13 protein-coding genes are annotated in these 14,513 nt (G+C 36.8%); 5 read left to right on the top strand and 8 right to left on the bottom strand.

Features of this window, described 5'->3' with window-relative positions:
• The first annotated feature begins 100 nt into the window (after positions 1 to 100).
• Together AAY42_RS03955 and AAY42_RS03950 are read left to right on the top strand one after the other, a co-directional pair.
• Entirely contained in the window at positions 101 to 883 is a 783-nt protein-coding gene (locus tag AAY42_RS03955; protein ID WP_055392694.1) for a hypothetical protein, read from the top strand.
• 18 nt (positions 884 to 901) lie between these two features.
• The gene (locus AAY42_RS03950; RefSeq protein WP_055392693.1) at positions 902 to 1,264 is read left to right on the top strand and encodes a hypothetical protein; all 363 of its coding nucleotides are present in this window, start codon (positions 902 to 904) and stop codon (positions 1,262 to 1,264) included.
• Between the two features lie 456 nt (positions 1,265 to 1,720).
• On the opposite strand, the gene AAY42_RS03945 is transcribed toward AAY42_RS03950, so the two are convergent.
• Complete coding sequence (locus AAY42_RS03945) at positions 1,721 to 2,584, bottom strand: sigma-70 family RNA polymerase sigma factor (RefSeq protein ID WP_055392692.1); 864 nt, start codon at positions 2,582 to 2,584, stop codon at positions 1,721 to 1,723.
• Positions 2,585 to 2,820: 236 nt separating this feature from the next.
• Between AAY42_RS03945 and AAY42_RS03940 the strand changes: the two genes are divergently transcribed.
• Entirely contained in the window at positions 2,821 to 4,332 is a 1,512-nt protein-coding gene (locus AAY42_RS03940; protein WP_055392691.1) for a DEAD/DEAH box helicase, read from the top strand.
• Positions 4,333 to 4,337: 5 nt separating this feature from the next.
• On the top strand, positions 4,338 to 5,579 hold the full coding sequence (locus AAY42_RS03935) for a glycosyltransferase (protein WP_055392690.1): 1,242 nt from the start codon (positions 4,338 to 4,340) through the stop codon (positions 5,577 to 5,579).
• Between the two features lie 9 nt (positions 5,580 to 5,588).
• Here the strand turns inward: AAY42_RS03935 and bla are convergent, their stop codons facing one another.
• The 7 genes from bla to AAY42_RS03900 form a co-directional block, all read right to left on the bottom strand.
• On the bottom strand, positions 5,589 to 6,488 hold the full coding sequence (gene bla, locus AAY42_RS03930; RefSeq protein WP_055392689.1) for a class A beta-lactamase, subclass A2: 900 nt from the start codon (positions 6,486 to 6,488) through the stop codon (positions 5,589 to 5,591).
• Between the two features lie 81 nt (positions 6,489 to 6,569).
• A complete protein-coding gene (locus tag AAY42_RS03925; protein ID WP_222836831.1) occupies positions 6,570 to 7,850 on the bottom strand; it encodes a serine hydrolase domain-containing protein in 1,281 nt (426 codons plus the stop codon).
• A gap of 1 nt (position 7,851) precedes the next feature.
• Positions 7,852 to 9,303: a sialate O-acetylesterase gene (locus AAY42_RS03920; RefSeq protein WP_055392688.1), complete on the bottom strand. Its 1,452-nt coding sequence runs from the start codon at positions 9,301 to 9,303 to the stop codon at positions 7,852 to 7,854.
• Positions 9,304 to 9,447: 144 nt separating this feature from the next.
• Positions 9,448 to 10,875, bottom strand: coding sequence for an SDR family oxidoreductase (locus tag AAY42_RS03915; protein WP_055392687.1), 1,428 nt, complete (start codon positions 10,873 to 10,875; stop codon positions 9,448 to 9,450).
• Between the two features lie 182 nt (positions 10,876 to 11,057).
• Positions 11,058 to 11,684, bottom strand: coding sequence for a toxin-antitoxin system YwqK family antitoxin (locus AAY42_RS03910; protein ID WP_055392686.1), 627 nt, complete (start codon positions 11,682 to 11,684; stop codon positions 11,058 to 11,060).
• Between the two features lie 100 nt (positions 11,685 to 11,784).
• Positions 11,785 to 12,579 carry a YHYH protein gene (locus AAY42_RS03905; RefSeq protein WP_055392685.1) on the bottom strand — a complete coding sequence of 265 codons (795 nt, stop codon included), beginning with the start codon at positions 12,577 to 12,579 and terminating at the stop codon, positions 11,785 to 11,787.
• A 180-nt stretch (positions 12,580 to 12,759) separates the two neighbouring features.
• The gene (locus AAY42_RS03900) at positions 12,760 to 13,344 is read right to left on the bottom strand and encodes a helix-turn-helix domain-containing protein (protein ID WP_082433318.1); all 585 of its coding nucleotides are present in this window, start codon (positions 13,342 to 13,344) and stop codon (positions 12,760 to 12,762) included.
• A 312-nt stretch (positions 13,345 to 13,656) separates the two neighbouring features.
• On the opposite strand from AAY42_RS03900, the gene AAY42_RS03895 reads away from it, so the two are divergent.
• Complete coding sequence (locus AAY42_RS03895; protein WP_055392684.1) at positions 13,657 to 14,499, top strand: 1,4-dihydroxy-2-naphthoyl-CoA synthase; 843 nt, start codon at positions 13,657 to 13,659, stop codon at positions 14,497 to 14,499.
• Positions 14,500 to 14,513 lie beyond the last annotated feature (14 nt).

The following is a 14,513-nucleotide window of genomic DNA, read 5'->3' as shown; positions in this document are numbered from 1 at the left end:
AGCATTTTGACAACAAAATGTAGACAGTACGGAACAATAAGTTGTATTCCCACAACTAAATCTACATTTTTAAGAAAATGTATAATCAATTACTGAGAATTTGGGAACACGAGAGTTATTGACGTATTTGGAAAAATTGGAAATTGGACTGAGTAACTTTTCTTATGAAGAATTGGGAACGGTAGAAGCGGGAAAACTAAAAAGGTCTTTTGATACTTTTAAAAACGGCTTGGAGGATAGGGTTTTTGGTGTTTCAGAAATGAAACAACTTGACGTAATCTATGAGCAAATAGGTATTCAAGGGGCAATGAAGCCATCCCTTGAGGATAAAACGCTTACTGATACTGAACTGCTACTGTCTTTAATCAATTCCCTTGAAGATACACCTTTGACCAAAAAACAAGACAAAATTGTAAAGACATTAAAAGAAACCGGTCAAAGACTGGCTATGAAAGATTCAAACCCCATCAAAAGTAACATGCCCCTAAAGACCTTACAAATAGAAAAGAACCTAGAATCACTTTTGGCAACCCATAAAGTCGATTTGACACCAGTATTGAAAGAATGTGCTGGAGAAATGGAATTATTGGAAGAGCTTATAAGACTCTACAAACAAAACATTGTTGAGTTTATCGGTAGCTTAAAAATTAATTTAAACATAGAGAATTTTCGTGGAGTGGAGTTTGCTTGCCAAAAGATACAACCTTGTCTGCGTATGATGAAAACTGTGAGTCTGTTAGAAATAACAAAACAAATAATTGCAGTTTGTAAATCGGACAATGACAGTAAGTACCTAAACTTTTTGTACGATCAATTTTTGGTTGAATACCCAAAGGTTGAAGAGCTTGTAGATTTTGAAGTAGAGGTCCTCCGGAACATCTAATCCTAAAACCAAATAGCAATGAAAGATAGTAACCTACCTGACTATTACCAAAGTATCTTTCAACAATTGTTTGAACACGCTTCAGACTTGGAGTGTAAACTTATTCTATTGGATGAAATCTTGGAAGTGGGAGATCAAAAAGAAATCCCCATGCTTAAAAAGATAATAAATAGTAAGGAAGATCCTATTTTACGGAATAAGGCAGCAAAAATTAAACAGAAACTTTTGGAAAAATTAGAGGCTTTACCGGTAGAAGATGAAAAACTGCCCATCAGTCTTTGTTTTTTATATGATGAGTTTGATATTAGTCCTCCAGATGAACAACTAGATCCAGAAATCGGTTTTGGTATTTCTATTGAAATTCTAGCCCATGAGGAGTAAGCGATTCACCTCAAAATAACCTTCAAAAAGCACTATTTTCTATAAAATCAAATTATAATAGTTTCACAACCTAAATAGGGAATTTCACCACAATTTATTGTTCTCAGATAATCTTTCTATTAGGTTTACGTTATAACAATAACCCAAATAATAAATTAACCAATAGTATGTTGTACGATACCTACGGAGAAGAGTACCTGGTATTCCTTCAAGAACTAAATGAAATTTTGAGCTTAAACGAGTTGGCCGAATTAGATTATTTATAGTCACAAACCCAAATCTTTTATCCCATGAAAAATCAAAACCAAGAAAATACAGCCTATTTAAATTTTATCCAAGATTTGAATAACATGTTGACCGATGTCAACATTAATCAGCTGAACTACCCCAGCTAACATATTTACTGCATAAAAAAAGGATGGATTTAACATCCTCTTTTCTATAGATTAGGGTTTCCTAGCCCAAGTAAGATTTTAGAATCTTACTCTTAGAAGTATGTCGCAATTTTCGTATTGCCTTTTCCCTTATTTGCCTCACACGTTCCCGTGTTAAATCAAAAGTACTTCCTATTTCTTCCAATGTCATGGATTGTTGATCACCAATTCCATAATATAAACGAACTACATCTGCTTCACGCGGAGACAATGTTTCCAAAGCCCTGTTAATTTCTGTATTTAAGGATTGATGCATTAAATCCTTGTCCGGTTTGGGAGATTCACTTGAATTCAACACATCGTACAAACTCGAAGTTTCTCCTTCACGCAATGGCGCATCCATAGATACATGTCTTCCAGTATTTTTGAGCGATTGTTTAACCTCAGTAACCGTCATGTCCAATTCCTTGGCAATTTCCTCAGGCGAAGGTGGTCTTTCATGTGCCTGCTCTAAATAGGAGAATGTCTTTTTTATTTTGTTGATAGAACCAATCTTGTTCAGAGGAAGACGTACAACCCTAGACTGTTCCGCCAATGCTTGAAGAATGGATTGTCTAATCCACCACACAGCATAGGAAATAAACTTGAACCCACGGGTTTCATCAAATCTTTGGGCTGCTTTTACCAATCCAACATTACCTTCATTAATAAGATCAGGTAATTTTAAGCCTTGATTCTGGTACTGTTTGGCAACAGATACCACAAACCTTAAATTGGCATTGGTCAATTTTTCTAGGGCCAAGCGGTCGCCTGTTCGTATGCGTTGAGCCAACTCTACCTCTTCCTGTGCGGTTATCAAATCTATTTTACTAATATCTTGAAGGTATTTATCAAGCGATTTGGATTCTCTATTAGTAACCTGTTTGATTATTTTAAGTTGCCTCATGGATGTCTATGGTTTCTTATTAGTTAAAGACTACATTATACATCATAAAAGACTATTTTCCAAACAACAATTGTTATTGTTATCAAAATGTTATGAGTAAGAACCCATTTAAACCAAAACTTGAACAATTGTTGATAGTATCTTGATAGAATTGGTGAAATTATATTTAGTCGCGGCCTAAAAAACTCCTAATTTTGTAAGGTTTGATAGTTTGGAACATTTAATCCATTTTTCCTTTGGAGGTAGAGAAAGTAGTTAATAGAAAAACATTATATGATTATCAGCTTGAAGATTTAAAGCAGATATTCAAACACATAAATGAATTGCCCAAGGGCAGCAATATCTTATACCAGTTACCAACTGGAGGTGGAAAAACAGTGGTTTTTTCTGAAATTACCCGAAAGTACATCAAGGACACTGGTAAAAAGGTCATGGTGCTTACCCATAGAATTGAGTTGAGCAGACAGACTTCCAAGATGCTACATGGGTTTGGAGTGGCCAACAAAATCATTAATAGTGAGGTAAAAGAGCTACAGGACCAAGATGATTATATGTGTTTTGTAGCCATGGTGGAAACCCTGAACAATAGGTTACAGGAAGAAAAAGTTACCATAAACAACATTGGCCTTGTGATTATAGATGAGGCCCACTACAATTCCTTTAGAAAACTATTCAAGTATTTTGAAGATTCTACGATTTTGGGAGTTACGGCAACACCGTTAAGTTCCAACATAAAGCTACCCATGAAAGATCATTACAAGCATTTGATCATAGGGGAGTCCATTAAATCTTTAATAGAGAAGCGATTTTTGGCAAAAGCCAATCTATATAATTATGATGTAAGCCTAAAAACCCTAAAACTTGGTATAAATGGCGATTATACCGTGAAATCTTCAGATGAATTTTACGGTAACCATAGCATGTTGGGCAAACTTGTAACGGCCTATGAAGAAATAGCAAAAGGCACCAAAACATTGATTTTCAACAATGGTATAAATACATCACTTTATGTGTATGAAACCTTTAAAAAGGCAGGGTATAATGTAAGGCATTTAGATAATAAAAATACAGCTAATGAACGAAGGGAGATTTTGGACTGGTTTGCAAAAACACCAGACGCCATATTAACTTCGGTAAGTATATTGACTACAGGTTTTGACGAACCAACGGTGCAATCCATTATTTTGAATAGAGCCACCCGCTCCCTTACCCTATATTTTCAAATGATTGGTAGAGGGTCTAGAATTTTGCCCAATAAAGACGAGTTCACCGTAATAGATATGGGAAACAATATCGCACGGTTTGGACCATGGAATGCTCCTGTGGATTGGCAGGAAATCTTTCACTTTCCAGATTTTTATCTAGAAAACATCAAGAATGATGAGGATATAGAAAAGGAATTTATCTATGAAATGCCCGAAGAACTTAAGGCAAAGTTCAGCAAATCGGATAATATCACATTTGATATTAAGGCAGAATACAAGCGAATTTTTGCCCAAGGGAAAAAATCGAAATTGGTATTGGAAATGAGTATTGAGCAACATGCACAGATTTGTGTAGAAAACAGTGAGGATGTTTTTGATGCCCGCATCCTCGCCAAGGAACTCAAAGAAGAAATTGCCTATAGAGTACGTCAATATTCCTATTGCATCATGAACAACACCAAGAACTACAAGGAATGGTTGGAAGAGGATTATGAGCGAAAATTACGCTCCAATATTTCCAAAAAGTTTGCGGCACTACTATAGCCAAAATGAAAAAGGCTCTTTTTATCGGATATGTCTGGCCAGAACCTAACACAACAGCTGCTGGTCACCGTATGCTTCAGTTGTTGAATGCCTTTAAAAAGTTTGGATATCAAGTAGTTTTCAGCTCAACAGCCGTGAAATCTCAATACAGTTACAATTTGGATTCAATAGATGTTGAATTCATGACCATAAAACTAAATCACTCTAGTTTTGATGTATTTGTACAAGAGCTGAATCCAGATATTGTGGTTTTTGACCGCTATATGATGGAAGAGCAATTTGGGTGGCGTGTAGCCGAATTTGCACCACAAGCACTTCGGGTTTTAAACACCGAAGATTTACATTCCCTGAGAAAAGTTAGAGAAGAATGTTATAAACAAGGGGAGGAGTTCACTTTAAAAAAATGGAAGAACCATTCCATGACGCTACGTGAAATGACAAGCATATACCGTTCTGACCTTTCTTTACTTATTTCAACCTATGAAATGGAAATTTTACAAAGTGAGTTGGGAATTTCCAAACATATGCTATTGCATCTTCCTTTTATGTTGGATGAAATTTCCAATAAAGAAGTCAATACCTGGCCAAACTTTGAAGAACGAAAAGACTTTTTATGTGCCGGAAATGGCAAACATACCCCTAATGTAGATTCTATTATAACACTTAAAAGACATATTTGGCCTTTGATTAAAAATAGACTCCCTGAGGCTAACCTAAATATTTATGGAGCTTATCTTCCACAACAAATTCTAGAAATGAATAACCCAAAAGAAGGTTTTCATGTGATGGGTTGGGCTGAAGATTTAGCATCTAAATTAAAAAGCACGCGAGTAGTGTTAGCTCCTTTACAGTTTGGAGCTGGAATTAAAGGAAAATTGATTGATGCCATGAAAAATGGAACCCCAAGTGTCACCACGTCTACAGGTACAGAAGGTATGCACGGGAATTCATCTTGGGGCGGTATAATTTGTGATGATTGGGAAGTATTTGCTAAGGCATCGGTTCAACTTTATGAAAATAAGGAGAAGTGGGGGCAAGCTCAGTTCAGTGGAATAGCTATTATTAATAAATACTACAGCAAGGCTATTCGCATCAAGAAGCTGGAAGAAAAACTAAAACACATACAATCAAATCTAACAGAATACCGAGAACAGAATTTTATTGGTAGGTTACTGCAACAGCAAACAATGGCAAGTACCAAGTATATGGCCAAATGGATTGAAGAAAAAAATAGGGGACAGGCTTAAGCTTGACTTTTATTTGTGATTAAAATAGTCCCAGCTTAGTTTAGCAATATCCGCAATTATTTTTTCATTTACTTTACTATCTTCTTTTGAATCACTCACCAAAACACTTAAATAAAAATAGGTGCCGTTGGGTAAAAAAACTATTCCCACATCATTTTGGGCTCCAGTTAAGCCATCCTTGTTTTTTCCAGAATGACCCGTCTTGTGGGCAATAACTGTATTTTTAGGCAAATGCCCCCTGATACAGTTTGCTCCCGTCCACGAACTCTTCATTGTCTTCCAGATAAAAGCATGGCTTTCTTTTGATAATTGACCATTAGCATTTTCAAAGAAAACTTTCAGGGCTTTATTTGAAGCTTTTGCGGTGGTCCAGTTTTCATATTGAAGGTCCCAATTAGCTTGCTGAATCTCTTCATCATACCTAACCGCCACATTGGATATGCCAGAATTATGTAAAAAGTCTTCAACGGTTTTTGGCCCTCCTACAAGCTTGAATAACAAGTCGCAGCCAACATTATCACTGGAAGCAACGGTGTATTCGATTATTTCTGCCAATGTCAAATCAGTACCCTCTGTATATTTTTCACGTATTGGGCTCCAAAGATTGTTGTCCAAATCCTTTTTAGTTAGTGTTATCTTTTCTTCAAGAGAAAGTTTCTCTTTATCAACCTGGTCTAATACAGCCAAAGCCAAATGGTATTTATAAACACTTTGCATTGGTAGATGGACATTGCCATTTATTGTGACCGTGTCTTTGGGGTTTTGTCCCGAAATCGCAACTCCGACAGTAGCATCTTTATCTTGAAGTATTTCATAGATTTCTCGTTTTAAAGTCTGGATTGATTGTCCCTTTGAATGACTGAAAATCAGAATAAAGAATAGAATTAAAGGGAATAGTTTGTTGCACATATTTATCTACAAAGGTGTTTTTGAATTCTCTTCCTAAATTTAGGTTAGATTATTGTAGTTGACAAAAGCCCTTTATAACTATTATACATCTGATAGATTATAAGGAACATAGTTTTCCCATTTCCAAGGTGTATAAATGTCACCAATGGCTACCTCTAACAGCTCTTTAAATATACTTTCGGCATTATCACTATTGGACATTATGAGTATTGCCATTTCCTGTTCAGGAAAAAGTATGGTGTAATGCTGAAACCCCTCACCATGACCTTCTTTAAAAACCCCAGGTCCAAAAGGGGATTGCAAACGACCCCACCCTAAAGCATAACTTAATTGAATACTGTCATATTCTGTTGTTTTTTCCAAAGAAAGTGGCCCAAATTGTGCTTTGGTCCGAATCCTAAAACTTGGATAAAATAGGATGTCCGTTATTTCTGATTTCTTCTTGTATAACTCCAAAAGATGCTTTGCAAACAAAGTGTAATCAATTAAATTGGTTTCCATGGAACCTGCGGCCTGGGCTTTGTCTCTTTTATCCTTTTTAATGACTTTTTGTTTGTTTGTGTGCCCATTGCAATATTTATCCGTAAAGCGTTCTTGCCACAGATAACTTGTATTGCGCATTTCTAGTGGTTTAAAAATTTTTTCTTGGGCAAGATCTTCAAGACCTCTTCCTGTAATATGTTCTACAACATATTGTAAAAGCATCATTCCTTCACCAGAATAAAAGCATTCTGTACCGGGCTCAAAAAATATTTTAAGCTTGTTGTCATTCTCAAAATTTCCAGGCCTGTCTATCCACCGCCAATTCTGGAATCCCGTGGTATGGGACATACACATTCTCGCCGTAATACTTTTGTATCGTTTATCATGCTTTAAATCTTGAAAACCTCGCCATTTATCTCCTGATTTCAATTGATACAAAGGAAAATCTAAATAGTCCTGAAGCGGCTTGTCCAAATCCAATACTCCTTCCTTCGCTAAATTGGCCACCAAATATCCAAAGACAGCTTTGCTCAAAGATGCTCCATAAAAGGAGTGATTAGTTTTTAGAGGCGTTCTGTCATCAAAATTAGCATAGCCAAATGCTTCTCTATAAATGTTTTGGTTGTTGTTGAAAATAGAAATGGTAAGACCTGTTACCGAAGCGGAATCCATCAAGATCTGAATCTTTTCGTTCAGTTTTGAAGTTTCAATTTTGGTGCTGTCAATTCTATAAATAATCGGTCTTGTTTCATCTTTGAGGACCATCCCGTCCTGTTTCAATTTTTGATTACTTAATTCTTCCTTTTCTACTTTTGAAATGCAAGATGTGGCCATGCTCAAAACCAAGCATCCGACTATGTAAAGTGATTTTTGTTTCATTTTAATCCTTGGCTTGTGTAGCATTATTCCAATTATCCGTTCTAAATGAAGAGGCGGGTAAAAGATTGACATCAAAGAGGGTACCTTTTATCCAATTGCGCCATGCATAGCGCACAGCAACAGGGTTTTTTACTTTTTCACTACGTACAAATACGTCCTGTCTTTTAATAATTTCCGCCTTTGCCGGATAAAACACCCTATTTTCTCCGGCAATTTCAAATCCTTCAAGTCCATTATACGAATATATTCCGGTCTCCGCATTTTTAAATTTTAAAATAGCACCGCCATCCTTTACTTCCAGCGAATCAAAAACCGGAAATGCACAATCAATTGAAGTATATCCATAAGTTTGGTTAAGTGCGTTGAACAACAGTCTGTCCGCCACTTCTTTTTTTCTGGCTGGATGAATACAGAATTCCTCCCCAACATCCATGGTAGTGGCCATTCCAGAATTTGGAATATCTTCCAAAGCCTGAAGCTGAGCCTCTCGTAAAAAAGCAGTGTTTTCAGGCTTTTGATATGCATCTGGATTATTATAGAAATAGGGAGCTATTTGTACATAATAAAAAGGGAAATCCCCAATTTGCCATTTAGCACGCCAATCTTTTACAAGTGCGGGCATAAATTCCCTATATGCGTCCGGTTTACCACGATTTGATTCCCCTTGATACCACAGTGTACCTTTAATAGTGTATGGAATCAAGGGGTTAATCATTGCATTATACAATACAGTTGGAACAGATTGTTGTTTTCGGTCATTAAATGTATCCAAATCTATTTTTTTATAGGTACTCATCATATCCATACTCATCCATGACTCAATAGGTGTACCTCCCCACGATGTGTGAATCAGTCCTACCGGTACATCCAAAATTTCCTGTAATTGTTGTCCAAAAAAATAGGCTATGGCGCTAAAATCCAAAACATTTTTAGGGGAAGCCATTTGCCAAGGTCTATGTTCCCCAACATTTTTTAGGGGTGTTTTCGAGGTTGCCCTTTCAACAGTAAATAATCGTAGATTTGGGTTTCTGGATTTAGTAACGGCCAGAGAAGCACCAAAAGTGGGTTGACCTGTATAACCTTTGAACGATTGCGACATATTGGATTGCCCTGAACATAGCCAAACCTCACCAAATACTATATTTTCCAATGTTATATCTGAACTATTGCTTTTAATGTTGACGATTTGAGAAGCTTTTGTGTTGGTGGTTTTTACGCTAACAGCCCAATTTCCATCGTTATCGGCAGTTAATCGCAATGGCTCTTGCAACCATGACGGTTTAATGGTTATTTTTTCTCCTGCATCTGCCCATCCCCAAAGTTGTACTGTTGTATTGCGTTGCAAAACCATGTTGGAGGATACAATTGCCGGGAGTTTAACTTCCGCTTGTATGGGTTGAATAAATAATAGACCAAAAGCTAGCGCTGTGCCAATTAAAAGGGTTCTTCTCATTTTTTGAATGTTGTTGGTAACTGGTATTTTTTCTCACTATATGTACCCAACGAAGTTCGATGAATTTCTGTTGAATTCAAAAAGTATGTCATTTGGGTGATAATGATATACATAGTGAAATGTATTGATTTAGTTGGATGAAGCTTAGTTCTTGTCTTTTTTACATAGTTCTCGTAATAATCCATTAAAAATAAAACCGTGGAATAAATAAACGCCATACCAATACATTCTACCAGCTAGACCCAAGGGTCTAAATGTTGCTGTTTGGACTAATGTATCTTCCACAATCTTAAATTCCAACCATGCCTCTCCTGGAAGTTTCATTTCCGCAAAAAGCAACAATCTCCCTTCATGTTTATTTACATACAAAACACGCCAGAAATCCAGAGAATCACCCACTGATATTGAAGTTCTATTTGTCCGTCCCCTTCTTATACCAACCCCACCAAAAATTTTATCTAAAAACCCACGAAATCGCCAAAGCCAATTTCCATAGTACCATCCCGTTTCACCTCCTATACTCCAAATTTTGGTAATGGTAGTTTCACGGTCTTCAAATTGTTTGCTTCGCTGATCTTTAAAACAACCAAACTCGGGAACTTGAATAAAATCAGAAACATTAATTCTCATTTCACTACTGGAATATGAGTCTTTCCAGCTAGAAACAATATCATTTGCCTTAACTTTTTCAAAAGCTCTTAATAAAGCTTCTTTGTATGAAATAGGTGTTAGTTTTAAGATTTGGTTTATTTCATTATTTCTACATATTACCTCAACCTTCATGCTGTCTACAAGAGAGCTAGCTAATTTATAAGATGTTGAAGTAACGAAATACAGCCAGTATGAAGAAAGTCTTGGACTCATAACTGGAACCGTAAATATCGTTCTTCGCAGATTTCGAACATTAGCAAATTCCAACAGCATGTCCTTGTAGGTTAGGATGTCATCAGAACCAATATCAAAATTCTTGTTATATGTTTTCTGATGTAAAATACTCTTAGTAAGAATCTTAAGAACATCTGATATTGCAATGGGTTGGCATTTGGTAAGTAGCCATTTTGGTGCTATCATGATAGGAAGTTTCTCAACCAGATCACGAATAATCTCAAAGGATGCACTCCCAGAACCAACAATTATTCCCGCTCTAAAAGTAGTCAGTTTATAAGTTCCTTTTCCCAATTCGTCTTCCACTGTTTTTCTGGAAAGAAGATGCTTTGACAAATTGGATTCATTGACAATACCGCTTAAATAAATAACCTGCTGAACGGATAATTTTGAAAGTGTTTCTTGAAAGTTTTTGGCACACTTTTCTTCTAATAACATATAATCAGCAGATGTAGACATTGAATGAACCAGATAATAGGCAATATCAATATCATCAGGGATTTTTGAAAGTGTGGAAATATCAATTAAATCGACTTCAATAATAGAAATGCTTGATTTTAGTGATTCTGGAGGGTTAAACCTAGATTTGTCCCTTACGCAGCATACAATATGATGTCCCATATTGACCAATATGGGAAGTATCCGCTTGCCAATGTAACCTGTGGCTCCAGTTAACAGTATTTTCATTTAATACATATCATAATAGTACCAAGATATGCTTTAATTCACTTTGTAATGGTTTTTATTGTTTTTCAACTTCCATAAAAACAGGATAGATGCAAAAAAGGGCAGGACAATTAGTTTCTTACGACCAGAAAATAGCTCTTGAGTTAAGTGAATTTAGCAATCTTGTCAAGTGAAAAAGGCTACTATTTCTTTTTATATTGAACGTTTTCATCCTCTAGGGAATAACAGAGTTTTGCTTTTTTCATTCCAAAAATTCTTCCTTCCCGAGCTTCATAATTGGCATATAGGGCACCGTTCTTCCTGAATGCCTGCTGCATGCCCTCTTCTTTTCCCCTGTTCATGTTCATTTTTTTGAAGAGCTCACCGGTTGTATACCATTTTGTTTGCTCACCATGTGGCCAACCCGCATCATAATTGTAATGCGCAACTAGGATATGTGTAGAATCCTGGGACCATATTTTTTTCTCTCCATGTAATTTTCCTTTGTGATATGTAGAAACGTCCTTAAAATGTCCGTCTGAATACCATCGTATATATTCATTCTGTTTTTTTCCGTTTAAGACCCCGAATTTTTCCCTCAAGCTCTTGTCTGGATAATAGCTAACGACAAACCCCGAATAGGGGGTGCCGTTAAATGTCCATGTAGATATTTTATTGTCATATTCCAACGCTGATTTTTGCACCAAGGTATCTGGCACCTCCGTCAAGGCATCGGAAGTACTATTATTTTCAATTGATTTTTCTTTTTGTTCGGAGCACCCAATAACCAGAAGACCTAAACCCAAAAGGGACCAAAAAAACAATTTCATTTTAATAATAACTTTAATTCCGGCAATTAATTTTAAAAAACCATCTGACCGACAAAATAGTCAGAATGGTTTCTTTTTATGCTATAATCTTCTTGTGGCACTACATGATTGTATTAGGAGTACCCTGTAGTTCACCGGCAAAAAGGGCAATGACACTCCCAAAATAAAATTCGTTTATGATGTGGTAATGATAGACTTCCACTCCGTCGCTATGCGGGGTCACTCCAAAATGTCCACCCGATTCATCCAGATCGGTAGGGTAAGACCCATCCGCTTCCTTTCTTCCATACAATAAAAACCCATCTGCCATAATGCCCACCAATTTCTCATCATCAAAGGAAAGTATAGTGTTTTCAGGCACATCGGAAGACTCTATATGATAGTGATAGCCAGAAGGACCGTTGTGTGCCCCTGCATAATCAAAGGTTTCCACAATTTGTTCCTCAATAGGTTGATTGTTTCCTTCCTGATCATTAAAGATAGGTGCCCCCGTTACAGCAATTCCAATGGCGCCTAATCCCGTAGCGGTGCCGGAATTGGCCAGTTCCGGTGCGGAAGAAACAGTTAGGGAATAGCTACGGGCACGTTCTTCCATAAAACCAGGAGTTAAACGTGTAGCCACTACGGGATCGATATATAGAGGGTTGTCCACTTCCCAGTACGGGGAAGTATGGTTGGGAATTCCATTGGATTCAATGGTGATCTCATCACCGTCAAATGAAACGGTCACCCCGTCCGGATTAAACTCATCGAATGCCGATAATGGTGTGCTTACGGCATCGGACGAATCATCTGTATCATCTGTATCATCTGTGTTTTCTGAATCACTACTGCAGGATGTAATAAAAGTAATCGCTCCAAAAAGAAGCAAATGCATAAATTTTAGGGACTTCATTTTCATATTTTTTTATTTAAAAGATCGTTATCCATAGTTAGATGCTTTTCTACTCAACTTCTTGCGGTTGTCTTTGATTTTTTTACATATTCAAAAGATTAACCTGATTTTTTTACTATTTTTTTGTAAAAAGATGAAGCGATTTTCAAGTTACAAACTGTCAGTAGTGGAGGGCATATCCTATTTAAAAATTCTGATAGCTGGAACATATTTGGCGTTTCTCTCTTTTGAAATCCTAATGCTATTGTAAATAATCATAATGACATTAAAAAGGTATAATAGTATAATGGGAATATAAATTTTTAAGACACTGGTAGGTGTTACATGTTTCATTATTCCACTGATTGCTCCTGACAACAACAAAATCCAATACGAGAATAGGAAAATGCACCATGTTATCTCAAAATTTAAAATTGACTTCCCAAGCTCGTTCACATGTTTTAGCTTATCCTTTTTTAGAATCCAAAAAACCAATGGAATAATTATACCTAAAATTGGAAAGAATAAAAATCCGAGAGCAGACAAGCTCATTATGGTCAAATAGCCCTTGCCCTCATACATTTGCCAGTCGATTATCTCATCTGGTGTGGTATTCAAAGCTAATGCCAATCTTTTTAAGGAATCGCCCCGAGGAGCAGTTTCGTTATTCTCAATACGTTGAATTGTTCTTAAACTCAATCCAGAATTTTCAGCCAATAATTCCTGGCTCATTCCTTTTTGATTCCTTATTTTTTTTACCCGTTGTGACAGATTCAAATTTTTCATTTTATTCTAACTTGTTTTAAGCAAAGGTAATTTGGGTTAAGAAGTATCATTGCGTCCTTAATATGTCATTTTTACGTCATCTTTGTCAGGGTAAAGTGAACATCGTTAAATTGAACAACCATTATACTGATGATTCAGCTATTTATAAAGAAGTTCACTGAATTTTCCTTCAAAAAAAGAACCCTGCGGTTTTGTTCTATTTTTCAAGAACCGAAACCTGTCATCCCGAAAATAATAAAAAGATTTCCCCAATATCTATCTGTAATCCCTAAAACTAAATTCCGTTATTTTGTAATTCTATAAAGTAGCAACATGAAATCACCCAATTGGCAGACTGCAATTGAATTTGAAGATATCACCTATAAAAAGTGTGACGGGGTTGCCCGTATCGCTTTTAACCGTCCAAATGTTCGCAACGCGTTTCGGCCAAAAACTACCAGCGAACTCTACAAAGCGTTCTATGATGCTCAGGAAGACACCTCAATAGGTGTAGTATTGCTTTCCGCTGAAGGACCTTCAACCAAGGACGGAGTATATTCCTTTTGTAGTGGTGGAGACCAGAAGGCTAGGGGACAACAAGGTTATGTGGGCGAGGATGGGATGCATCGCCTTAATATTTTGGAAGTCCAGCGTTTGATACGATTCATGCCCAAAGTGGTCATTGCTGTGGTACCGGGTTGGGCAGTTGGAGGAGGGCATAGCCTGCATGTGGTCTGCGATATGAGCTTAGCAAGTAAGGAACACGCCATCTTTAAACAAACCGATGCAGATGTTACCAGCTTTGATGGTGGCTATGGTTCTGCTTATTTAGCCAAAATGGTGGGGCAGAAAAAAGCCCGGGAGATTTTCTTTTTAGGTCGAAATTATTCAGCACAGGAAGCTTATGAAATGGGAATGGTAAATGCTGTAATCCCACATAATGAGTTAGAAGCTACTGCATACCAATGGGCCCAAGAGGTATTGGAAAAATCACCTACTTCCATTAAAATGCTAAAATTTGCCATGAACCTAACAGATGATGGAATGGTGGGGCAACAGGTTTTTGCAGGTGAAGCTACACGTTTGGCTTATATGACCGATGAAGCCAAAGAGGGGCGGAATGCGTTTTTGGAAAAACGAAAGCCCAACTTTGGAAAAAATAAATGGATTCCTTAATTCAACAACCTGTA

The organism is Flagellimonas eckloniae (assembly GCF_001413955.1).
GTDB lineage: Bacteria > Bacteroidota > Bacteroidia > Flavobacteriales > Flavobacteriaceae > Flagellimonas > Flagellimonas eckloniae.
Note: the sequence above shows the minus strand (reverse complement) of the source record. Positions and strands in the feature narration are given on the sequence as shown.